Genomic DNA, 23850 nt, shown 5'->3' on the forward strand with positions numbered 1-23850 from the left:
ACGCCGCTCGATTGAGCGGCGCTTAGTGAGCCGGTCTGCCAGCGATGATAACACCGCGGTCAGACAGATAAACCGCCTTCGCGGGCAAGCCCTGCTCCTACAGAATCAGTCACGCACGTAAATGATTTCCGGACCGTCTTCGTCATCCACATCTTCTTCATCCCAATCATCGTCGCCGATGTCGTGAACCGACTTCACGCCGCTACGGCGCAGGGCACGCTGGTCATCCAGGGCCTGCAACTGAGCACGCGCTTCATCTTCGATGCGCTGATCGAGTTCTGCCAACTCTTCCTTGTAAGCCGGGTCGTTCGCCAGGCGATCAGCACGATCTTCCATGTAACGCATGATGTCGTGGCACAGACGTTCGGTACCGAGCTTGGAGATGGCCGAGATCACATAAACCGGACCAGCCCACTCCAGACGATCAACGATTTCCTTGACGCGAGCGTCGTGCTCTTCTTCAAGGATCTGGTCGCACTTGTTCAGCACCAACCAGCGATCACGCTCAGCCAGGGACGGGCTGAACTTGGTCAACTCGCTGACGATCACTTCAGCAGCATCCGGTGCGCTGGTGTCATCCAGCGGCGCCATGTCGACGAGGTGCAGCAGCAAGCGGGTACGCGACAAGTGCTTGAGGAAGCGAATCCCCAGGCCGGCGCCATCGGAAGCACCTTCGATCAGGCCCGGAATGTCCGCGACCACGAAGCTCTTCCAGCGATCGACGCTGACCACACCGAGGTTCGGCACCAAGGTGGTGAACGGGTAGTCGGCAACTTTCGGCTTGGCGGCCGAGACCGAGCGGATAAAGGTACTTTTACCGGCATTCGGCAAGCCCAGCAGACCGACGTCAGCCAGTACTTTCATTTCCAGCTTGAGGTCACGCGCCTCACCCGGTTTACCCGGAGTGGTCTGACGCGGAGCGCGGTTGGTACTGGATTTGAAACGGGTGTTACCCAGACCGTGCCAGCCGCCGTGAGCCACCAACAGCTTCTGACCAGCCTTGGTCAGGTCGCCGATCACTTCCTGAGTGGCCGCATCGATGACAGTTGTGCCGACCGGTACGCGCAGCACCAGCTCTTCACCTTTCTTGCCGGTGCAGTCGGTGCTGCCACCGTTGGAACCGCGCTCGGCATCGAAGTGACGGGTGTACCGGTAGTCGACCAGGGTATTGAGGTTTTCGTCGGCGATCATGTAGACCGAGCCGCCATCACCACCGTCACCGCCGTTCGGGCCGCCGTTTTCAATGAATTTTTCGCGACGGAAGCTCATGCAACCGTTGCCGCCGTCGCCGGCCTTTACTCGAATCGATACTTCATCAACAAACTTCATAACAAAACGCCTCTCGCCATACGGACGAGCCGAAAAAATCTAGACATAAGACTCTTGCAAAAATGAGCGCAGCGACCTCAATCAACGACCGCAAAACCTGCGCTGGAGCCCATCACAAACAGCTTTGCAAGAGACTCACCCCACAAACGAAAAAGCCCCGTCGCAAGACAGGGCTTTTCCAGCAACCACGTAATTATGCCGCGACGACGTCAGTCTTCGGGACAATGCTTACGTAACGGCGGTTGAAAGCGCCTTTTACTTCAAACTTGATCACGCCGTCGATTTTAGCGAACAGAGTGTGATCTTTACCCATGCCAACACCGTAACCGGCGTGGAATTGGGTGCCGCGCTGACGCACGATGATGTTGCCCGGAATGATAACCTGGCCGCCATACATCTTCACGCCAAGGCGTTTGGCTTCTGAGTCGCGACCGTTACGGGTACTACCACCAGCTTTTTTGTGTGCCATGAGTCAATTCTCCTAGTGAGGAATTAGGCTGAAATTAAGCCTGAATACCGGTGATTTTGATCTCGGTGTACCACTGGCGGTGGCCCATACGCTTCATGTGGTGCTTACGACGACGGAACTTGATGATGCGGACTTTATCGTGACGACCTTGGGAGATCACTTCAGCCACAACGGTAGCGCCAGCAACAACTGGAGCGCCGATGTTCACGTCATCGCCATTGGCGACCAACAGAACGCGATCAAAAGTAACGGATTCGCCGGTAGCGATTTCCAGTTTTTCGATCTTCAGGTATTCACCTGGGGCGACCTTGTATTGCTTGCCACCAGTAACAATTACTGCGTACGACATGGTATTTCTCCGATAATCCTGCTCACCCAGCTCTTTATAAGAAGAGGTATTGGCTGGCATGGCTGCATATGGCTGGAAGGCCGGTTTGCAATTGCGTAAGGCAGGTGCTGCCCAGGAAGTTCAGGGTGCGCGATTGTACGCAAGCTACCGGGGCGATGCAAGAGGCCGTCCATCGCGCCTTGACACTCGCCGACGTGGGTCCTAGCATGCCGCGCAACCCTTCTGGAGCAACTGTCGCTGATGCAACCCCAAGCTTTCTACCGCGCGGTGGCGGACGATTTTAGCGCCGTCGACGGCATCATCAAGAAACAGCTGACTTCCCGAGTGCCGCTGGTATCGAAAATCGGCGATTACATTACCTCGGCCGGCGGTAAACGCCTGCGTCCTTTATTAGTGTTGCTGTGTGGCAAGGCGCTGGGCCGCGAAGGCGATGACCTGCGTCTGCTGGCCGCGACCATCGAGTTTCTGCACACCGCCACCCTGCTGCACGACGACGTGGTCGACATGTCCGGCATGCGCCGTGGCCGCTCGACCGCCAACGCCATGTGGGGCAACGCACCGAGCGTGCTGGTCGGCGACTTCCTCTATTCGCGCTCCTTCGAAATGATGGTCGAACTGGGCTCCATGCCGGTGATGAAGATCCTTTCGCAAGCGACCCGAATCATCGCCGAAGGCGAAGTGTTGCAGCTGTCGAAGGTCCGTGACGCCAGCACCACCGAAGAAACCTACATGGAAGTCATCCGCGGCAAGACCGCGATGCTCTTCGAGGCTTCGACCCACAGTGCTGCCGCGCTCTGCGAAGCCACAGCGGAACAGGCTGAAGCCCTGCGCACCTTTGGCGACCACCTGGGCGTGGCCTTCCAACTGGTCGACGACCTGCTGGATTACAAAGGCGACGCGGAAACCCTGGGCAAGAACGTCGGCGACGATCTGGCCGAAGGCAAGCCGACCTTGCCGCTGATCTACACCATGCGCGAAGGCACGCCAGAACAGGCGGCACTGGTGCGCAAGGCGATCCAGAAAGGTGGCATCGAAGACCTGGAAAGCATCCGCGAAGCGGTAGAAGCCTCTGGTTCGCTGGAATACACCGCGCAACTGGCCCGTGATTACGTGGCACGTGCGATCAAATGCCTCGACGCGCTGCCTGCCAGCGAGTATCGCGATGCATTGGTTGAGCTGAGTGAATTTGCGGTAGCCCGCACTCACTGATACCCACTTGTTAGAACCCCGCCCCTGTAGGAGCCTTGCCAGCGATGGCATCAACTCGGTCTGACGATAAACCGCGGTGATCCAATCGCGGGCAAGCCCGGCTCCTACAAGGAACGCGCTGCCCCACCACCTGCCTAAAACCCTATATAATGTGCGCTTTTTAGCCGTCCTGAATTCAAGGAGCTTTAGTGAGCACGTTGCCACCCTGCCCAAAATGCAACTCCGAATACACCTATGAAGACGGCGCACAGCTGATCTGCCCCGAGTGCGCGCACGAATGGTCTGCCAGCGGCGAAGCCGACGTGGCGTCCGATGACACCGTGAAAAAGGATTCGGTCGGCAATGTCCTGCAGGACGGCGATACCATCACCGTGATCAAGGACCTAAAGGTCAAAGGCACGTCGCTGGTGGTCAAGGTCGGCACCAAGGTCAAGAACATCCGCCTGTGCGATGGCGATCACGACATCGACTGCAAGATCGACGGCATCGGCCCGATGAAACTCAAATCCGAGTTCGTCAGAAAAGTCTGAACCGGCTGTATTCCATCCCGCGCCTTGCGTGGGATGCTGCTTCGCCCTCCTCCCGCTTCATCCCGCCTACACGCGCAATAGCCAAACGCCAGCCGTTTTGACCTTACGCAATCTTTACCCGGAAAAAAGCACAAAGCGCCAATAGGCTCTTGCTATTTGATGAATAAGAATTATTCTCATTGAAATCTATTCAATGGAGATAAGACATGACTTATTTGATCGATGCCTGGCTGGACCGCCCACACCCTTACCTCAGGATCCTGCATCGGGAAACCGGGGAAGTCTGTGCGGTGCTTGAAGAAGAAGCCTTGAGCGAGCTGCAGGATCAGGGGGATCTGGACGTCAGCGACTTGAGTTCCAGCGAGCCGGTGGTGCTCAAGGAACTGGTGCGTAATCTGTTTCTGTTCTGCTACGCCCGGGCGTTGCGCCCGTCGAGTGAACTGCACCACAAGATCGAACTATGAGAAACGCTGAAAAAACTTGTAGGAGAAAAGCTTGCTCGCGATGCAGGCGACTCGGTTTCAGTTCAAAACCGAGGTGATGCAATCGCGGGCAAGCCTCGCTCCTACAGGATCACGTTGATCACACGATCCGGATTACAAAACGTCGAGCAGTTCGACGTCGAATACCAATACGCTGTGCGGTGGAATGCTGCCAACGCCTTGAGCGCCGTAAGCCAGTTCGCTCGGCACATACAGACGCCATTTGCTGCCGGCGTTCATCAGTTGCAGGGCTTCGGTCCAGCCAGCGATCACGCCGCCAACCGGGAATTCTGCCGGCTCGCCGCGCTCGTAGGAGCTGTCGAACACAGTGCCGTCGATCAGGGTGCCGTGGTAATGCGTACGCACTTGATCTTCACGGGTTGGCTTGGCGCCTTCACCGGCAGTCAGTACTTCGAACTGCAGGCCGGAAGCCAAGGTGGTGATGCCATCACGCTTGGCGTTTTCAGCCAAAAAGGCCAGGCCTTCGCCAGCAGCGGCTTGAGCTTTGGCAGCGGCTTCGGCTTGCATGATTTCGCGGATGACCTTGAAGCTCGCGGACATTTCTTCCTGGCCAACACGGCTATCTTTGCCGGTGAAGGCGTCAGTCAGGCCAGCCAGGATCGCATCCAGGCTAACGCCCGGTGGAGGGTTGTCGCGCAGTTGGTCGCCCAACTGACGGCCTATACCGTAGCTGACGCGGGTTTCGTCGGTGGACAGATTTACTTCGGACATGACATTGCTCCGCTGTGCGGACGGCTCAGGAACTCGCCGTGCTCGCACAGCGCATCCCGGAGAGCGCCCGGAACCAAAAGGGCCAGCAGACTAGCACAGATGTCATTGTGTTGATGAGAGCCGTCAGTGATGCCAGGAAGAGCGGAAGGCTATCGGCACCTTCAGGTTTTCCCCCTCGATCGCACCCAGCCCGCACATTTCATCATGAACCGAGGCGTGAACAAGATTGAAGGGTAAGGAAGGGAAGTCATGCAGCACTTCACGAGCATGCTCGACCGAGCGCAGTTGAAACATTTGGTCGTGGGCATCACTCAGCGGATACGCGGCACCATGCATGCGCGCCTCCAGCAGGTAGATCCCGCCCTCCATGGAGATCAGATTCAACTCATCGACCTTCCCTGCGATGGCATAAGCGCGTAGTTCAACAAGGTTCATGAATGCACCTCATACAGTGGCGAGCCAAGACTACTTACAGGGATAGGCCTCGGCGAATCAAAGTACAAGCCAGAAATCACACCACCCGTCCGGTTCGACCAAATTCCCTAGTAGGAGCCTGGCTTGCAAGCGATGGCATCAACTTGGTCTGACGATAAACCGCGGTGATGCCATCGCTGGCAAGCCAGACTCCTACAGGGGGGGGGACGAATCAGTGCTTGGTCAGCTTGTCCAGATAGCCCATGGCAAACGCCGACACGACGAACGTCATGTGAATGATCACGTACCACTTCAAATGCTCGGGATCGACGTTCTTGGCGTCCATGAAGATCCGCAGCAGGTGGATAGAGGAAATCGCCACGATGGAAGCGGCCACCTTCATCTTCAGAGAAGATGAATCCATGGTGCCCAGCCAGTTGAGCTTTTCCTTGTGGTCATCGATGTCCAGTTCAGAGACGAAGTTCTCGTAACCGGAAATCATCACCATCACCAGCAAACCGCCCACCAGCGCCATGTCGATCAGCGACAGCAGCACCAGAATCAGATCCGATTCTGCCATCGAGAAAACGTTAGGGATTACGTGGAAAACCTCTTGGAAGAACTTCAGCGCCAGCGCCAGCAGACCAAGGGATAGCCCGAAGTAGATCGGCGCCAGCAGCCAGCGGGAGGCGTACATTGCATTTTCGATAAAGCGTTCCATTGAATCTCACACGTGGGTTGAAAATGGCCGCGAGTATACCAGCCACCTGTCTATACCCAGAAGCAGCCAGAAACCGTCGAAAAATCCGCTACCTGCGCCTGTGCCACAAATTTTTTCTGCTAGTGTCCAGACTATTGACTGCTCAGCGACGTCGGACAGGAAGACTGGAAAATGGATGTGCGATTGCCTTTAACGAGTACCGGCATTTGCCTGATCTTGCTGATGAGCGGCTGCTCGCCCAGCGAGGACAAGCGTCAGGTCAGTCTCGAGGAAAAAACCGCACAGTTCGAGCAATCGCTGGATCAGATCCAGGACCCGAAGCTCAAGGACGCGGTCTCTGAACTTGGCGGCTCACTCTTGTTGCTCGAACGTGCGCAACTCAAGCTCGACAGTAAACCGGTGGAAACCGAATACGGCGAAGACGCCCTCGCCGTGCTCAAGCACTACCCCACGCCCCAGGCCCTGGTCGACACCTACATCAATGGCCTGTTCGTGCTGCACAAGGACTCCAGCTCCGATTACCTGACCGATCTGCAACCGGTATTCCCCTTCAATTTCAGTATTCCGGCGGCGTTCCTTTTCCCCCATGGCCTGGAATGGCAATCGGTGACACTGAACAACAAACGGGTCATCCCCTTCCAGCCCGAATGGTCGGAAACCGATCCCGGCATCCAGTTCAGCCCGTCGAGCTCCAACCTGACCAGCCCCGATGACCTGACGGTGACCTACCCCTTCATCAACGGCCTGGACGTCGACAAAAAAAACCAGCCGCAACCGGTGAGCGTGCAAGGCAAAGTCGAAGTGATCGCGCCACGCCGGCTCTACAGCTTCGACCTGACCAAAAAGGATGTCGGACAGACGCGCACCAACGACAACCTCAGCGTCACCCTGCTGAAGCTTGAAAAGAACTACGCCGAAATTGAATACAGCAACAGCGCGCCACTGCCCCCCGAAGTCGCTGAAACCCGGTTGATTCCACTGATTGTTCAGGCCAAAGACACCACAGGGCAATTTCTCGCGCGCGCAGGCTCGATCAATGAAACCGCCACGCAAATTGCTTTCTATCAAAAACAACTGGCGAAAATGCAGCAGCAGAAGGCCTGGAGCGAGGCGTTCGAACAACAGCTCAATGAAGAACAGCGCACGTTCGAGCAGCAGCAGGGACAGCAATATTCCAAGGTGTACTTCAACGGGCCGATCGAGACCCTTGAGGTCAGCCTTTTGGACTTCTCCGCCGCGACCATAACCCGCAAAGATCTAAACCTGCCGATACGCCGCTTCGACCCGCACACCACGAAAAAAACCATCCCGCCACTGACCTTACCGGTAGTGGTGTATGACGATCAGACGGCGAACTGGCTCAAGGGCGCGACACTGAGTGAGGAACAGCTGAAAAAAAGCATCAACGTCAATCAGTCGGTGGAGGACCCGAGCGCCGCGCGCATCGAATTCGATCACCCCAGAAGCTTCAATGACGAGTTGCTCGGCAGCACCTTCAGCCCCGGCGATAGCCCGCTCAGTTTTTTTACCGCGGACAGTAGCGGCAAACGCGATGAGCCGATCGAACTGCCATCGCAGGCGTATCAGGTCGACCCTCTGCGCGGCACGATCACTTACGACCTGAACCTGTTTCCACAAACGCCAGCGTACGCAGTGGGCTCCATGCCGTTGTTTCTGGCCACGATCGAGAAGCAGACGCTCGACACCCGGAAATTGCCCAAGGGACTGGAGCTCAGAGGCAATGCGCTGGTGGTGGATGTGAAAGTGTTCCCTGCGCAGGACTGGCGATTTTTCGCCAAGGACGACAGCGGGAACTATCTGAAAGAGATTCTTGCGGTCACGCATGACGCAAGCGCCGAAGGCCCGGCGTTATTCGAGGTGCATTACTTTTATGGTCAGCCGACACGCCTGGAAAGCTTTCAGCGAACCGACCTCACCACCGTGCAATATGGTTTCGAGGTTCAACTATCCAAGGCTGATCCAAGTGAACTTGATCAATAACCCGTTCAGTGATCGGGCCGGTACTCGAAGCCACCGAGATTGCGGCAACGGCCACCGTTGATTTCCCGCAACTGGGCTTGCAGGTGCAGGCACCAGATTTGTGGGTCGTCGGCCAGTTCGTAGCCGTGCAAGGTCAGGCTTTCAACGATGGTGTCGAGAATTGATTCAGCCACGATAGGACCATGAAACGGGCCTTGCGCCTTGATGGCCGAGGGCTGCTCGCCGGCCATCCCGGCGGCGAAGAGCAAGGTCCACATACCCGTATCTCCCGCCAGAGGGCGGATGGCACACTCGATACGGGTTACAAGGCCCAGGCATTGACGGGTGAGGCAGAGGTTGCGCGACATGGCGGCGACCCTCGGTAGATCCGGTATTCAGCCCCACAGAGGAGCTGTCTCGATCCAGTGATTACTGTCGACATCCTTGAAGCAGAGAATAGAAGAAAAGTCCGCCCCGTACGTCAGGCGAGACCAGAAGGCGCCGAATGGTCATTGTGTGAAGCTTGACGTCAGAGTGATGGCACTTTTCACGACTGACACAAAACAAATGTGGGAGTGACGGTACGACGATTCGACCTGCTCGCGATGAGGCACTGACATCCAACATCTCTGTTGTCTGAAAGTCAGCAATCGCGAGCAGGTCGAATCGTCGCACCGTCGCTCCCACAGTGGATCCGTGTGATCCCATTGATTATTTGTATCAGGCCGGTTTTGTTTCTGCCAACGCCTCTTGCGCCATCTCTTTTTCGGCTTCCTTGAGGTCTTCTTCGCTGATCATTTCCGCAATCACGCGCAGTCGCTCCACCACCCGCGCATTGACGCTGCCTTCCGGAAACTCGCCATTCTCATCCGGCGCACCGGCAGGCTCGCCGACCAACAGGCTCAAGGCCTCGTCCGCCTGACGCACCGCGTAAACATGGAACTGCCCCGCGCGCACCGCCGCCAATACCTTCTCGTCGAGCATCAATGTGGCAACGTTCGCTTGCGGAATGATCGCCCCTTGCTGACCGGTCAGCCCGCGCGCTTCGCAGAGCCGGAAGAAGCCTTCGATCTTCTCGTTGACCCCGCCTACCGCCTGCACTTCGCCGAACTGATTGATGGAACCTGTGATCGCAAAGCACTGCTTGAGCGGTGTTTTCGACAAGGCCGAAATCAGCGTACAGGCCTCGCCCAGCGACGCACTGTCGCCATCGACATAACCGTAGGACTGCTCCAGGGCGATGCTCGCGGAAATCGCCAGCGGGAATTCCTGGGCGTAACGACTTCCCAGATACCCGGTGAGGATCATCACGCCTTTTGAGTGAATCGGCTGCCCCAGGTTGACCTCACGCTCGATGTCGACAATGCCACTGCCGCCCGGATACACCGTGGCGGAAATCCGTGCCGGCACACCGAAAGCCGAGTCGCCGACTTCCAGCACCGTCAGCCCGTTGCACTTGCCGACGGCCGCGCCATCGGTATCGATCAGGATGATCCCGGCCAGCATGTCGTCGAGAATCCGCGCCGAGACGCGCCCGGTGCGGGTGGCCTTGGCCTTGAGCGCACGCTCGATGTGCCCCGCGTCGGTCATTTCATCACCGGCCAGGTCGCGAATGAAATCCGCCTCGCTGACCAGCTGGAACAGATCACCGATCCGCGCCGACAAACGCCCTTGGTGTTCGGCCAGACGCGCGCTATAGGTGGCCAGACGCGCCACGGCATCCGCCGTCAACGGGGCCATGCCCTCTTCGGAGGTGCGGGTTTTGAGCAACTGGGCGAACTGCTCCAGGCTCTCGTCGACCATCGGGATGTCTTCGTCGAAGTCCACCAGGACGCGGAACATCTCCTGGAAGTCCGGATCGAGGTCTTGCAGCGTGTAATACAGCTGACGGGCACCGATGATGACGACTTTGACCTGCAACGGGATGTGTTGCGGCGTCAGGGTCACGGTGGCCAGACGGCCCAGCTCACCCAATGGCGATTCCATTTTCAGCTTGCGCGATTGCAGGGCGCGCTTGAGCGCATCCCAGACGAACGGCTCGCTGAGCATTTTTTCCGCTTCAAGGATCAGAAAACCACCGTTGGCCCGGTGCAAGGCACCCGGTCGCAGTTGCCGATAGGTCGTGTACAGGGCGCCCTGATCGGTGCTGTATTCGATGCGGCCAAACAGATTTTCATAAGTCGGGTGCGGTTCGAACACCACCGGCGCACCGCCGCTGGCTGAATGCCCGACCACCAGGCTCGGTGCGTATTGCTCTTCCAGCAGCTTGCGGGCAATGGCGTCGGTCTTGCTGTCGTCCACCAGTTGCTCGACCACCGTTTTCAGCAGGTAAACCTGCATCGCTTGCAGGTAACCGCACACGGCCGCGTTCTCGGCGTACTTCTCCGACAAAGGCGACAGCAACGGCTGCAACGCCAGCGTGATGGTTTCTTCGTTGAGGTGGCGCAGTTGATTGCTCGATTCACGCTTCCATTGCGGCAGGCTGGCGAGCTCTTCGTTCAGACGCTCTTCCAGGCCGGAAATGTCCTCGTGAAAACGTTCGCGATCGGCTTCCGGCAACTGGGCGAATTCCGCTTCATCCAGCGCTTTGCCTTCGCTCATCGGGGTAAAGGCGATGTTGCTGGCGTCGCGGTACAGGGCGACTTCTTTTTCCAGGGCCAGACGCTCGATGACGTCCAGCGCCTTGTCGTAGCGTTGGTTGAAGGCGCGGTCGATGGCGCTTTTCTTCTGCTGGTAGGACGGGTGTTCGAACACCGCCGGAAAGGTCGCCAGCAAGTTGTCGATCAAGCCATTGATGTCGCCGATGAAAGCGCCCGCGGTGCCTGACGGCAATTCCAGGGCGCGAGGCTCGCGCGGTTCATCGAAATTGTTGACATAGACCCAGTCCGCCGGGGTCTGCAGGCGTTTGCCTTCGGCTTTCAGGTAACGTTTGACGAACGAGAACCGGCCGGTGCCAGGCTCACCCATGACAAAGACGTTGTAACCGGGGCGTGGCATGGCCACACCGAACTGCAAGGCTTCGACCGCACGTTCCTGGCCAAGCACACCGCGGAAGGGCTCCAGATCATTGGTGGTAGAGAAGCTGAACTGTTCAGCGGAAAACGGACGGGTCAGCGCTTCAGGCGCTAGACGCAAGCTGGCAGCAACAGGATCAGGCATCGGGCTTCCTTACATCAGGCGGGGCAGATAGCGGCATTCTGGCGCTGCCCATACCTCACTTGCAAGGCGCGCCTCCAGCCAAAGCATAGACAAACTGGCAACCCCAGGCGGGCCGGGGCCAAATCAATGATTTCAGCGGGTGTTTTGCAAAAAATCACGGAACCCCGGGATCGCGCCTAAACTCCAAACTGCGCGGCTGGACTAATGACCGGCCTAACTGGCGCCAAAGTGGCACCAGTCTCCCTTGTCCATCGGTATGCACACAAAGAGAACATTGCTATGAAACGGATTCTTCTCGGTACTCTCTTCACCGTTGTATCCCTCAACGCCATGGCGCAAGCCCCAGGCGGCCCGGATTGCGGTTGGGGCAACATGCTGTTCGAAGGTCAGCGTGGCACCCCGGCTCACTTCATGGCCTCCATCACCAACGGCACATCCGGCAACGCGACCTTTGGTATGACCTCCGGCACCAATGGCTGCGCAACGAATGCGTCGCTGACCTACGGCGGCAAATCCTGGTTTGCCATGAACGGCATGATGAACGAGCTGTCCGAAGACATGGCTAAAGGTCAGGGCGAAGCGCTGACCACTTACGCCGTAGTCCTGGGCGTGGCGCCGGAAGACCGTGCGCATTTCGCCGCCGTGACTCACGAGCATTTCCAGCAAATCTTCAGCAAGGCGGATGTGACCGCTGAAGACGTGCATACCAACACCCTGGCCGTTCTGAAGAACGATCCGCGTCTGGCCAAGTACGCCACTCAAGCTTAAGCTCGACCCGCCCGCTCCTTTCGGGGAGCGGATTTATTTTTTAGGCCTGCCCCTCTTTGGGTCTTTGTTTTTTTCGACTTAAGTTGCCCATTATGCTCAAACGCCTTGCCTGGCTGGCGCTCTGTGTCTGCGCCCCGCTGTCTGCTGCGCCGCACATCGACCCTCAACGTTTGCAGCAATTGGCCAATGACCCCTTCTGGATTTCTCTGGGACACTACGAAACCGCCAAGCTCGGCGGCTGGCGCAGCTATATCAGCGACAAGACGTTCTTCCTGGCGCCCGACGGCAACGAACACCCCGACCGTGAACTGGCCGCCACCGTGCAAGCGTTGTACGCCCCGACCAGTGCTGGCGAACAACACGCCCAATGCGTCTATCCGGCCCGTACCCGCTGGCTGAAGGCGCAGCTCAACCTGACCGGTCTGCCGACGCTTGCCTGCACTGAGTTCAAGCAATGGTTCAAAGACGTCTCGCCGCACAGTGCGGTGATGATTTTCCCGGCGGCTTACTTGAACAGTCCGTCATCGATGTTCGGCCACACGTTGCTGCGCATCGATCAGGCGGATGTGCAAAGCGACCACACGGCCCTGCTCAGTTACGCAATCAACTTCGGCGCCTTCATCGAAGGTTCGGACAACAGCATCCTCTTCGCCTGGAAAGGCTTGATGGGTGGCTATCCGGGGCTTTTTTCGCTGGTGCCCTATCAGGAAAAACTCTCGGAATACCGCAGCCTCGAGAACCGGGACTTGTGGGAGTACCGGCTGAACCTGACCCCGCCAGAAACCGAACGCATGGTCGAGCACGTCTGGGAGCTGAAGCAGGTCCGATTCGACTATTTCTTCTTCGACGAAAACTGCTCTTATCGCTTGCTTGAATTGCTGCAAGTGGCGCGGCCGAGCCTGCGCCTGACTGAGCAATTCCCGCTGACCGCGATTCCTACCGACACCGTCAAAGCCGTGAAAGCCGCCGGTTTGGTGGAATCGATTCAATATCGCCCGTCCCGCGAGCGTGAGTTGTTAAGTCGTGCCGAACCGCTGAATCCTGATGAACAGCAATGGGTGTTGAAAGTCAGCGCTGACCAGAAGCAGTTGCAGGAACCCGCCTTCAAGGCACAACCCAAGGATCGCCAGGCGCTGATCATCGACGCCGCCTATCGTCTGGAACGCTACCGTGCCAACGGCCAGGAACGCGACCCCGCGCAGGCTCAGCGCAGTTTTGAATTGCTGCGGGCGATCAACCAGAACCCGGCGCCGGAACTGGATATCCCGCAACCTAGCCTGCCCGAGGATGGCCATGAATCCCGCACCTGGCAGGCCGGTATCGGCACCCGGGGTGACAAGGCGTTCGGCGAATACGGCCTGCGTATGGCCTATCACGACCTCAACGACAACGCCGAGAGCTTCCCGCTCGGCGCACAAATTGAAATCCTGCAAATGAAACTGCGCCAGTACGAAGGCAATCACTGGCAGTTTCAGCAGCTTGATCTGGCGACGATTCGCTCCTTCACCCCACGCAACGAGCTGCTGCAACCGCTGTCATGGCAGGTGACTGGCGGCCTGGAACGCGTGCCGGGCAAACATGACGACGAAACCCTGGTCAGCCACATCAATGGCGGAGGCGGCGGCACCTGGCAACTGGGCGATGACATGCTCGGTTTTGCCTTGGGTACCGCGCGCATCGAACACAACAACGACTTCGCCGGTTTCATCGCCCCGGCGGCGGGTTTCAACACCGGCGTTCTGTGGAAAAACCCGCTGGGTAATTTCAGTCTGGAGACCAAAGGCGATTTCTTCACCAATGGTGAAGTGCGCCGTAGCATCAGCCTGAATCAGCAGTGGGAGCTGTCCCGCAACCTGGGCCTGCGCCTGAGCGCCCAGCGCGAATTCAGCCACCTCGCCACCCCCGAGAATGAAGTGATGCTTGAGGTGAAGTGGTATCACTACTGACCGCCCCGCTTTACCTGTAGGAGCCCAGCTTGCTGGCGATGGCATCGATGCGGTTAATCAGACAGACCGAGGTGATGCCATCGCCAGCAAGCTGGGCTCCTACATACCTGTCACCATGGCCCAAACGCTATACGGGAGAAGAGCATGAGCCGGGCATTCGTCAACGAAGATAACGCCGCCGCGCAAGCCGATCAGCCGGTCGAACGGCAGGTCAGCGCGCAGCCCAATTACGTCACGCCCGCGGGCCTGGCCCAATTGCAGGCGAAAGTGTCCGAACTGCAACACCAGCACAGCGAGCAATCGGCCAAAGGGGAGCAAGCAGACAAGCAGCGCCAAGCGGATATTGAGCGCGATTTGCGGTATTTCAACCAGCGCCTGCAAAGCGCCCAGGTAGTGACCTGCGCCAGCTCGACTGAAAAAGTGCAGATTGGCAGCCGTGTGACGTTCGCTGACGAACACGACTCCCGGCAAACCGTGCAGTTGGTGGGTGAAGACCAGGCCGACGCGGCGGCGGGTCTGATCAATTGGGGCTCCCCGTTGGGTCGGGCGTTGCTCGGGGCGCAGCTCGGCGACGAGGTGCTGTGGCAACGTCCGGCGGGTGATCAACTGATCGAGATCACCCGCATCGAACCGGCTTAAAACACGCCTTGGGCGAGCATGGCGTGGCGACTTTGACGAAGCCGGCGATGTTCGCGCCTTTGACATAGTTGACCCGGCCGTTCTCTTCACCGTAATGCACGCAAGCATGGTGGATCGACTGCATGATCGCGTGAAGCGTGTTGTCAACTTCACCACCGGTCCACAGCAGGCGCATGGCATTCTGCGACATCTCCAGCCCGCTCACCGCCACACCGCCCGCGTTGGAAGCCTTGCCCGGCGCGAACAGAATCCCCGCCTCGATAAACAGGTCCACGACCTCCAGGGTGGTCGGCATGTTTGCCCCTTCCGCTACACAGTTACAGCCGTTGCGTTGCAACGCTTCCCGAGCAAGCTCGCACCTACAGGGTTATGTGATCGACGCCAGTGTGGGAGCGAGCCTGCTCGCGAAGGGCGCAACACGGCGCCTCTGAAAAATGCGCAAAAAAACGGAGCCCGAAGGCTCCGTTCTTTCATGCAACCAACCTGAAATCAGGCCAGTTTCTTGTGCCGTACACGATGCGGCTGAGTAGCCGCTTCGCCAAGACGCTTGCGGCGATCGGCTTCGTATTCGCTGTAGTTACCTTCGAAGAACACTGCTTGCGAGTCGTCTTCGTACGCCAGGATGTGCGTCGCGACGCGGTCAAGGAACCACCGATCGTGAGAGATCACAATGGCGGCGCCCGGGAAGTCCAGCAGGGCTTCTTCCAGGGAACGCAGGGTTTCAACGTCGAGGTCGTTGGACGGTTCGTCGAGCAGCAGGACGTTGCCGCCCTCTTTCAGGGTCAGGGCCAGATGCAAGCGACCGCGCTCACCACCGGACAGGTCCTTGACGAACTTCTGCTGATCGCCGCCCTTGAAGTTGAAGCGACCGACGTAGGTACGCGACGGGATCTCGTAGTTGCCAATGCGGATCTGATCCGAACCGTCGGAGATTTGCTGGAATACGGTCTTGCTGCCGTCGAGGTCTTCGCGGCTCTGATCGACACACGCCAGCTGCACGGTTTCGCCGACTTCGATGCTGCCCGAGTCCGGCGTTTCCTTGCCCATCAACATGCGGAACAGGGTCGATTTACCGGCACCGTTACCGCCGATCACGCCAACGATGGCGCCTTTAGGCATGGAGAACGACAGGTTGTCGATCAACACGCGATCGCCGTAGCCCTTGGTGACGTTCTTGAATTCGATGACCTTGTCGCCCAGGCGCGGACCGGCCGGGATGTAGATCTCGTTGGTTTCGCTGCGCTTCTGGAATTCCTGCGATTGCATTTCTTCGAAGCGTTGCAGACGAGCCTTGGATTTCGACTGACGGGCCTTCGCGCCTTTGCGCACCCACTCCAGTTCTTCCTTCATCGCCTTTTCGTGAGCCGACTGCTGCTTGGATTCGGCCGCCAGACGATCGGACTTGGCTTCGAGCCAACCCGAATAGTTGCCCTCGTACGGAATACCCGCACCGCGGTCGAGTTCCAGAATCCAGCCGGCAACGTTGTCCAGGAAATACCGGTCGTGCGTGATCGCAACCACGGTGCCCGGGAAATCGTGCAGGAAGTGCTCCAGCCAGGCGACGGAATCGGCGTCCAGGTGGTTGGTCGGTTCGTCGAGCAACAGCATGTCCGGCGCGGACAGCAGCAGGCGGCACAGGGCCACACGACGCTTTTCACCACCGGAGAGGAATTCGACCTTGGCGTCCCACGCCGGCAGGCGCAGCGCATCGGCGGCGACTTCCAGTTGGCGGTCAAGGTTGTGACCGTCGCTGGCTTGCAGGATGGCTTCGAGCTTGGCCTGTTCTGCCGCCAGTTTGTCGAAGTCGGCATCTTCTTCAGCGTAAGCCGCGTAAACCTCGTCCAGGCGTGCCTGGGCGTTCTTGATCACGCTGACCGCTTCCTCGACCACTTCACGCACGGTCTTGGTCGGATCCAGGATCGGTTCCTGTGGCAGGTAGCCGATGTTCAGCTCTGGCATCGGGCGGGCCTCGCCCTCGAACTCGGTTTCGACGCCAGCCATGATTTTCAGCAGCGTGGACTTACCCGAGCCGTTGAGGCCCAGTACACCGATCTTGGCGCCAGGGAAGAACGACAGAGAAATGTTTTTCAGGATTTCCCGCTTCGGCGGAACAACTTTGCCCAGCCGATGCATGGTGAAGACGTATTGAGCCATGGAGAACCTTGGGTCAGTGACAGATGAATGATTGGAGCGCAGGCAAAGCCCGACCAGACCGTGCGCGTCGTCCGATTGATGGGGATCAATGCGTGCGCGCTGAAAAAGTCTGAGTTTAGGAGCTGGAACGCTCCCGCGTAACCGGCAAAGCTACCTGATTGACGGAAGGCAGTCCAGCCGAGCGGGACTGGCACTTCGCCACAACTCAAGGCATGCTAGCCGCCCTTCGGGCGTGCGACTTATAGTGCACGTCGCGCCAGCCCAGCCAAACCGCAGGATTTCAGTTTGTCTAATGCCACTCCGCCTATTTCCGTGAGCGCCCCCAGTCCTGCGACCGGCTCGCCCCTGCGCGGAACCTTGAAGGGCACATTGGCCACCCTCGTCCTGTTGCTGCTCGCCCTGCTGTTCTGGCAGTTGCTGGATCAGCTTCGCGAAACCCAGAAAAGCCAACGCCAATACACCATCGATTACACCGCCGATCTGGCCGCGCAAGTCAGCTTGAACATGTCGCTCAACGCCCAGATCGCCCTCAACCTGCTACCGATCGTCGAACAACCGCAAAGCGCCGACGAACAGCAGGCACTGCTGCGCAAGCTGCAACGGTCATTGCCCGAGCTGCGCAGCCTGGCGTTGCTCAGCCCTTCCGGAAAAATCCTCAGTGACAGCGCCGATGACAACCAGGACGCCGATTACCTGAGTGAACTGGTGCGGCGCAGTCACGCCCAGGCGCACTATTTCAGCAACGCCGATGACGGTTCGGTGGTGCATCTCCTGTTGCATCAAGCCAGCGGTAGCACCCGAGGTTATTGGGCCCTGCGCCTGACGCCGACTTTTTTCTCAGGCCTGACCAAACAAGACGAAGCCGGTATCCGCCCGCTGTGGCTGGTGGAAAACCGGGTCAATCGCCAGATCATCAGCCGCGATGATGCATTGCCCTCAAGCACGCCAGCCGTGCTGACGCCGGATGAACTGGCCAGCAGTGTGCTGACCGTTCCCTTGAGCAACAGCGACTGGCAACTGCGTGGGTTGTTTGATCGGCATCGCGTGCTCGAAGACCTGCTGCCGGCGTTCATTGGCAAATGCCTGCTGGGGCTGGCGCTTTCTCTACTGCCATTCATTGCACTGCTGAACATGCGCCGGCGTCAACGCCAACTGAATGAGGGTCGCCGACGTTATCAGGACATTTTCGAAGGCACCGGCGTTGCCCTCTGCGTACTCGACGTGGCCGGGCTCAAGAGCTTTTTCGACAAGGCTCAGCTGCACAGCCGCGAACAATTGCAAACCTGGCTCGATTCCCCGGAACAACGTCGACAACTGCTTCAGCAATTGCGCATCACCGAGGTCAACCAGGTTGCCCTGCAACTGCTCAACGTCACATCTTGCGATCAAGCCTGGGACCTGCTGATCGACGGCAACCCGCTGGACGGCACCGCCATCGGCAATCAAGTGCTCGAAGCGGTGTTCAATCAGCAGAAGCAGCTTGAGCTGGAAATCAAACTGCAGGACGCCCATGACCGCGATCAGCATTTGTGGCTGGTCCTGCGTCTGCCGGTCGATCAGGACGACTATAAAGCCGTGATCCTCAGCATCACCGACATCACCAGCCGCAAGCTGATCGAGCTGTCGCTGCTGGAACGTGAAGGGTTCTGGTCCGATGTGGTGCGCACCGTGCCGGATCACCTGTACGTGCAGGACGTGATCAGCCAGCGGATGATTTACAGCAACCACCACCTGGGGCAGACCCTGGGTTACGACCGCACCGAACTGCATCAAATGGGTGAGTACTTCTGGGAAATCCTGCTGCACCCCGAAGACGCCGATTTCTACCACCGCTCACGCCAGATCCAGCGCCAGGGTGGTTACAGCCAATTGATGCAGTGCCAACTGCGCTTCCGCCACCGTGATGGCCAATGGCGGCGGTTCGAGATTCGCGAACAAGCCTTGGCACGGGACAAGCACAATCAGGTCACGCGCATCATCGGTGTGGCCAAGGACATCACCGATCAGATCGAGGCCAGTGAGTCGTTGCGCGATAGCGAGCAGCGCTACCGGATGCTCGCTGAAAGCATCAGCGACGTGATTTTCTCCACCGACAGCAAGCTGTCGCTCAACTACGTCAGCCCCTCGGTGCAAGCCGTGCTGGGCTATGACGCTGAATGGATCTTTCAAAACGGCTGGCAATCGATCGTCGCCAACCCGCAACAACTGACCGGCATCTTCAACCTGATGGACCGGGTCGGCAAAGCGCTGGATAAACCCGAGCAACTGGCGCTGTTGCGCAGCCAGGTGCAGACCCAATTGTTTCTGTTCGATTGCCTGCGGGCCGACGGGCGCAAGATTCCCATCGAGCTGCGGGTGGTGCTGGTCTGGGACGAACACGGCGCATTCGAAGGCGTGCTCGGTGTCGGTCGCGACATCAGTCAGCAGCGCCGGGCCGAGAAAGACCTGCGCATGGCAGCCACGGTATTTGAACACTCGACCTCGGCCATTCTGATCACCGACCCGGCCGGTTACATCGTTCAGGCCAACGAAGCGTTCAGTCGCGTCAGCGGGTATGCCGTGGAGCAAGTGCTCGACCAGTTGCCGAACATGCTGACCGTCGACGAGCAGCAGGAAGCGCATCTGCGCTACGTGCTCAAGCAACTTCATCAAAACAACACCTGGGAAGGCGAAGTCTGGCTCAAGCGTCGCAGTGGCGAACACTATCCGGCCTGGGTCGGCATCACGGCCGTGCTCGACGATGAAGGTGATCTGGCCAGTTACGTGTGCTTCTTCAGCGACATCAGCGAACGCAAGGCCAGTGAACAGCGGATTCACCGCCTCGCCTACTACGACGCCCTGACTCACCTGCCCAACCGCACGCTGTTCCAGGATCGCCTGCACACCGCGCTGCAATCGGCGGAACGGCAGAAGTCGTGGGTGGTGTTGATGTTCCTTGACCTCGACCGCTTCAAACCGATCAACGACTCCCTCGGTCACGCTGCCGGCGACCGCATGCTCAAGGAAATGGCCACGCGCCTGCTCGGCTGCGTCGATGACGACGACACCGTGGCACGCATGGGCGGCGATGAATTCACCTTGTTGCTGCAACCCAAGGTCAACCGTGAAATCGCGCTGAACCGGGCGATTCATGTGGCAGAACAGATTCTCGCCAGCCTCGTGAAACCCTTTGTGCTGGAAGGCCGCGAGTTCTTCGTCACGGCCAGCATCGGGATCGCCCTGAGCCCGCAGGACGGCAACGAACTCAGCCAGTTGATGAAGAACGCCGACACGGCGATGTACCACGCCAAAGAACGCGGCAAAAACAACTTCCAGTTTTATCAGGCGGACATGAACGCCAGCGCCCTGGAGCGGCTGGAGCTGGAAAGCGACCTTCGCCATGCCCTCGAACAGAACGAATTCGTGCTGTATTACCAACCGCAGTTCAGCGGCGATGGCAAACGATTGACCGGTGCCGAAGCCTTGCTGCGCTGGCGTCATCCGCGACGCGGGCTGGTGCCGCCGGGGGACTTCATTCCGGTGCTCGAAGAGCTCGGCCTGGTGGTGGATGTCGGTGACTGGGTGATCAGCGAAGCGTGCCGCCAGCTCAAGACCTGGCACCAGACGAAGGTCCGTGTGCCGAAGGTTTCGGTGAACATTTCGGCGCGGCAGTTTTCCGACGGCCAGTTGGGCACGCGGATCGCCAACATCCTCAAGGAAACCGGCCTGCCGCCAGCGTGCCTGGAGCTGGAGCTGACCGAAAGTATCCTGATGCGCGAAGTCAGCGAGGCGATGCAGATTCTTGCCGGGTTGAAAAACCTCGGCCTGAGCATCGCGGTCGACGACTTCGGCACCGGTTATTCATCGCTCAACTACCTCAAGCAATTCCCGATCGACGTGCTGAAAATCGACCGCACGTTTGTCGACGGTCTGCCGTCCGGTGAACAGGACGCGCAAATCGCCCGGGCGATCATCGCCATGGCTCACAGCCTGAACCTGGCGGTAATCGCCGAGGGCGTGGAAACCCACGAGCAACTGGACTTCCTGCGTGAGCATGGTTGCGATGAGGTTCAGGGCTATCTGTTCGGCCGGCCGATGCCGCCCAGCCAGTTTGAAGCGCAGTTCAGCAATGATGCGCTTTTCATGTTCGACTGAGATTTTGTGGTGCAGCGACCGGCCCCTTCGACTTGCTCGCGAAGGGGCCCTGACGGGCACCGCACATCTGGACATGAAGCCCACTTGTCTGCGACATGATGTCCTTTCATATGCCATCTAAAAGCGGTTGGGTTAGAATGCCCCCTTTTCTGCCCCGATCCTTGAGGACCGCCATGTTCAGCCGTGATTTGACTATTGCCAAGTACGACGCCGATCTTTTTGCCGCCATGGAGCAAGAAGCTCAGCGCCAGGAAGAACACATCGAGCTGATCGCTTCAGAAAACTACACCAGCCCAGCGGTGATGGAAGCTCAAGGCTCGGTACTGACCAACAAGTACGCCGAAGGCTACCCGGGCAAGCGCTACTACGGTGGTTGCGAGTTCGTTGACATCGTTGAGCAGCTTGCTATTGATAGAGCCAAGCAACTGTTCGGCGCCGATTACGCCAACGTTCAGCCACACGCCGGTTCGCAAGCCAACAGCGCCGTTTACCTGGCCCTGCTGTCCGCTGGCGACACCATCCTGGGCATGAGCCTGGCCCACGGTGGTCACCTGACCCACGGTGCCAGCGTTTCGTCCTCCGGCAAGCTGTACAACGCCATCCAGTACGGCATCGACGCCAACGGCCTGATCGACTACGACGAAGTCGAGCGCCTGGCGGTTGAGCACAAGCCAAAAATGATCGTGGCCGGTTTCTCTGCCTACTCGCAGATTCTGGACTTCCCGCGTTTCCGCGAAATCGCCGACAAAGTGGGCGCTTACCTGTTCGTCGACATGGCCCACGTGGCCGGTCTGGTCGCCGCTGGCGTCTACCCGAACCCGGTGCCATTCGCTGACGTCGTGACTACCACCACGCACAAGACCCTGCGCGGTCCACGTGGCGGCCTGATCCTGGCTCGCGCCAACGCCGACATCGAGAAGAAGCTGAACTCCGCCGTATTCCCGGGCGCCCAGGGTGGCCCGCTGGAGCACGTAATCGCTGCCAAGGCGATCTGCTTCAAGGAAGCGCTGCAGCCTGAGTTCAAGACCTATCAGCAACAAGTGGTGAAAAACGCCAAGGCCATGGCTGGCGTGTTCATCGAGCGCGGTTTCGACGTGGTTTCCGGCGGTACCGAGAACCACCTGTTCCTGCTGTCGCTGATCAAGCAGGAAATCTCCGGTAAAGACGCCGATGCCGCTCTGGGCAAAGCGTTCATCACCGTGAACAAGAACTCCGTGCCAAACGATCCACGCTCCCCGTTCGTCACCTCCGGCCTGCGCTTCGGCACTCCGGCTGTGACCACTCGCGGCTTCAAGGAAGCAGAGTGCAAGGAACTGGCCGGCTGGATCTGCGACATCCTGGCAGACCTGAACAACGAAGCGGTGATCGACGCCGTTCGTGAGAAGGTCAAGGCTATCTGCAAGAAGCTGCCGGTGTACGGCGCTTAATTGCACCGCTAAATCGCAGCAATAAAAAACCGGCCAGAGATGGCCGGTTTTTTTATGCCCTCGAATCAGTCGGCGGCCACCCGCGCAAACCCCTCGCGAATTTTCTCTTCCGGCAAATCATCGGCAATGAACACGATCACGCTTTCACGCGATTCACCGTCCGCCCATTCCGTGTCCCAATCGAACCCGTACAACTTCAGCACGCCTTGAAACACCATCCGCCGCGGTTCACCCAAGATGCTCAACACCCCTTTATAGCGCAGCAATTGCTTGCCATGGTCTTCCAGCAGTTCGTTCATGAACTCACTGAGTTTGTCGATATCCAGCGGCTTGTCGGTGCGCAGCACCACACTGGAAATACGGTCAATGGAAGGCGCTTTGCTCACCGGGCGCAAACTCACGCCACCGCCGAGGTCGGCATTCAGGTTAAAACCGCGCACATCGAGCAATTCGGCCAAATCGATCTTGCCATGATCCACCACGCGGATCGGTGCACGTCGGTTGATGCGGGTCAGGCGCTCACTCAATGCAGTGAACGTCGGCTCGTCCACCAGATCGCGCTTGCTCACCAGCAAGCGGTCGGCGAAACCGATTTGCGCCTGGGCGATGGTTTGGGTCAGGTGAGTCTCGGCATGCGCCGCGTCCACCAGGGTGATGATGCCGTCGAGGATGTAGCGCTCGCGCAGTTCTTCGTCGATGAAGAAGGTTTGCGCCACCGGAGCCGGATCGGCCAGGCCGGTGCATTCGATCACCAGACGGTCGAAGGCGATGTCGCCGCTGTCCAGGCGTTCGAGCAACAGGTAAAGCGCCTTGGTCAGATCGGTGTGGATGGTGCAGCAGACGCAGCCGTTGGACAGCGTCATGACTTGTACCGGCTCGTCGCCCAATAGCTGGGTGTCGATACCGGCATCACTGAATTCGTTTTCGATCACGGCGATTTTCAGCCCGTGCTCGGCTTTGAGCAGGTGGCGCAACAGCGTGGTCTTGCCGGCGCCGAGGAAGCCGCTGAGGATTGTTACCGGAATGGGAGAGGACAAACTGGATCTCCTTCTACTGCACAAAAAAAGGGAGCGGTGCTGTGGGAGCGAGCCTGCTCGCGATAGCGGTGGGTCATCAACATCAATGCTGACTGACACGCCCTCATCGCAAGCAGGCTCACTCCCACAAAAGCCCGCTCCACATTACATCTGATAACCCGCCGCTAGCGGATCAACAGCACTTCGGCCCACCCTTGCCACCGTAACGAGCTTCCTGGCGTTCGCGGAAGAACATTTCGTAGCTCATCACCGGTTTGTCCGGGTGTTTGGTCTGCATATGCTCGACGTAGTTGTCGTAGTCGGGCATGCCGACCATCAGGCGCGCGGCCTGACCGAGGTATTTGCCGAGGCGACTCAAGTCATTGAACATG

The 23850-nt window shown here is 58.6% G+C and carries 20 protein-coding genes and 1 pseudogene; 9 read left to right on the forward strand and 12 right to left on the reverse strand.

Features of this window, described 5'->3' with window-relative positions; all coding sequences use genetic code 11:
- Positions 1 to 105: 105 nt before the first annotated feature.
- From cgtA to rplU, 3 genes are all read right to left on the reverse strand, one after another.
- On the reverse strand, positions 106 to 1329 hold the full coding sequence (gene cgtA / locus ACA048_RS25370; protein ID WP_497626768.1) for an Obg family GTPase CgtA: 1224 nt from the start codon (positions 1327 to 1329) through the stop codon (positions 106 to 108).
- A 193-nt stretch (positions 1330 to 1522) separates the two neighbouring features.
- Positions 1523 to 1798: a 50S ribosomal protein L27 gene (rpmA, locus tag ACA048_RS25375; RefSeq protein WP_007943982.1), complete on the reverse strand. Its 276-nt coding sequence runs from the start codon at positions 1796 to 1798 to the stop codon at positions 1523 to 1525.
- Between the two features lie 34 nt (positions 1799 to 1832).
- Entirely contained in the window at positions 1833 to 2147 is a 315-nt protein-coding gene (gene rplU, locus ACA048_RS25380) for a 50S ribosomal protein L21 (protein ID WP_003176051.1), read from the reverse strand.
- A 240-nt stretch (positions 2148 to 2387) separates the two neighbouring features.
- Between rplU and ACA048_RS25385 the strand changes: the two genes are divergently transcribed.
- From ACA048_RS25385 to ACA048_RS25395, 3 genes are all read left to right on the forward strand, one after another.
- The gene (locus ACA048_RS25385) at positions 2388 to 3356 is read left to right on the forward strand and encodes a polyprenyl synthetase family protein (protein ID WP_007943981.1); all 969 of its coding nucleotides are present in this window, start codon (positions 2388 to 2390) and stop codon (positions 3354 to 3356) included.
- A gap of 188 nt (positions 3357 to 3544) precedes the next feature.
- Complete coding sequence (locus ACA048_RS25390; protein WP_046028563.1) at positions 3545 to 3886, forward strand: zinc ribbon domain-containing protein YjdM; 342 nt, start codon at positions 3545 to 3547, stop codon at positions 3884 to 3886.
- A 206-nt stretch (positions 3887 to 4092) separates the two neighbouring features.
- Positions 4093 to 4350: a PA4570 family protein gene (locus ACA048_RS25395; protein WP_497626770.1), complete on the forward strand. Its 258-nt coding sequence runs from the start codon at positions 4093 to 4095 to the stop codon at positions 4348 to 4350.
- A gap of 132 nt (positions 4351 to 4482) precedes the next feature.
- Here ACA048_RS25395 and bamJ read toward each other — a convergent pair whose 3' ends face one another.
- The 3 genes from bamJ to ACA048_RS25410 all read right to left on the reverse strand — a co-directional run bounded on the left by bamJ (position 4483) and on the right by ACA048_RS25410 (position 6235).
- Positions 4483 to 5100 (reverse strand): BamJ family beta-barrel-assembly machinery protein, encoded by a 618-nt coding sequence (bamJ, locus tag ACA048_RS25400; RefSeq protein ID WP_497626771.1) that lies wholly within the window; start codon positions 5098 to 5100, stop codon positions 4483 to 4485.
- Positions 5101 to 5223: 123 nt separating this feature from the next.
- Entirely contained in the window at positions 5224 to 5535 is a 312-nt protein-coding gene (locus ACA048_RS25405) for a DUF6482 family protein (protein ID WP_497626772.1), read from the reverse strand.
- Positions 5536 to 5746: 211 nt separating this feature from the next.
- A complete protein-coding gene (locus ACA048_RS25410; RefSeq protein WP_027924206.1) occupies positions 5747 to 6235 on the reverse strand; it encodes a TIGR00645 family protein in 489 nt (162 codons plus the stop codon).
- A gap of 171 nt (positions 6236 to 6406) precedes the next feature.
- Between ACA048_RS25410 and ACA048_RS25415 the strand changes: the two genes are divergently transcribed.
- A complete protein-coding gene (locus ACA048_RS25415; RefSeq protein WP_497626773.1) occupies positions 6407 to 8236 on the forward strand; it encodes a hypothetical protein in 1830 nt (609 codons plus the stop codon).
- Between the two features lie 5 nt (positions 8237 to 8241).
- Here the strand turns inward: ACA048_RS25415 and ACA048_RS25420 are convergent, their stop codons facing one another.
- A complete protein-coding gene (locus ACA048_RS25420) occupies positions 8242 to 8583 on the reverse strand; it encodes a PA4575 family protein (protein WP_223515467.1) in 342 nt (113 codons plus the stop codon).
- Between the two features lie 352 nt (positions 8584 to 8935).
- A complete protein-coding gene (locus ACA048_RS25425) occupies positions 8936 to 11374 on the reverse strand; it encodes a Lon protease family protein (protein ID WP_497626774.1) in 2439 nt (812 codons plus the stop codon).
- A 279-nt stretch (positions 11375 to 11653) separates the two neighbouring features.
- Here ACA048_RS25425 and ACA048_RS25430 point away from each other — a divergent pair, with 279 nt between their 5' ends.
- The 3 genes from ACA048_RS25430 (at position 11654) to ACA048_RS25440 (ending at position 14727) form a co-directional block, all read left to right on the forward strand.
- Positions 11654 to 12142, forward strand: coding sequence for a DUF3015 domain-containing protein (locus ACA048_RS25430; RefSeq protein ID WP_497626775.1), 489 nt, complete (start codon positions 11654 to 11656; stop codon positions 12140 to 12142).
- 92 nt (positions 12143 to 12234) lie between these two features.
- Positions 12235 to 14088: an Lnb N-terminal periplasmic domain-containing protein gene (locus tag ACA048_RS25435; protein ID WP_497626776.1), complete on the forward strand. Its 1854-nt coding sequence runs from the start codon at positions 12235 to 12237 to the stop codon at positions 14086 to 14088.
- A 144-nt stretch (positions 14089 to 14232) separates the two neighbouring features.
- Entirely contained in the window at positions 14233 to 14727 is a 495-nt protein-coding gene (locus tag ACA048_RS25440) for a GreA/GreB family elongation factor (protein WP_497626777.1), read from the forward strand.
- Here the strand turns inward: ACA048_RS25440 and ACA048_RS25445 are convergent.
- Positions 14724 to 15064 (reverse strand): annotated as a pseudogene (locus ACA048_RS25445) (NADP-specific glutamate dehydrogenase); the annotation flags it as partial. The gene ACA048_RS25440 and the pseudogene ACA048_RS25445 sit on opposite strands and share 4 nt — an antisense overlap.
- Before the next feature lie 152 nt (positions 15065 to 15216).
- Positions 15217 to 16881, reverse strand: a complete 1665-nt coding sequence (gene ettA / locus ACA048_RS25450; RefSeq protein WP_497626778.1) for an energy-dependent translational throttle protein EttA — start codon at positions 16879 to 16881, stop codon at positions 15217 to 15219.
- A 285-nt stretch (positions 16882 to 17166) separates the two neighbouring features.
- Between ettA and ACA048_RS25455 the strand changes: the two genes are divergently transcribed.
- Positions 17167 to 21015 (forward strand): sensor domain-containing protein, encoded by a 3849-nt coding sequence (locus ACA048_RS25455; RefSeq protein WP_497626779.1) that lies wholly within the window; start codon positions 17167 to 17169, stop codon positions 21013 to 21015.
- Positions 21016 to 21188: 173 nt separating this feature from the next.
- Complete coding sequence (gene glyA, locus ACA048_RS25460; RefSeq protein ID WP_497626781.1) at positions 21189 to 22442, forward strand: serine hydroxymethyltransferase; 1254 nt, start codon at positions 21189 to 21191, stop codon at positions 22440 to 22442.
- A gap of 65 nt (positions 22443 to 22507) precedes the next feature.
- Here the strand turns inward: glyA and yjiA are convergent, their stop codons facing one another.
- Positions 22508 to 23479 (reverse strand): GTPase, encoded by a 972-nt coding sequence (gene yjiA / locus ACA048_RS25465; RefSeq protein WP_497626782.1) that lies wholly within the window; start codon positions 23477 to 23479, stop codon positions 22508 to 22510.
- Between the two features lie 172 nt (positions 23480 to 23651).
- Positions 23652 to 23849, reverse strand: coding sequence for a YbdD/YjiX family protein (locus ACA048_RS25470; protein ID WP_007895266.1), 198 nt, complete (start codon positions 23847 to 23849; stop codon positions 23652 to 23654).
- Position 23850 lies beyond the last annotated feature (1 nt).

Source organism: Pseudomonas sp. LBUM1659 (assembly GCF_059716045.1).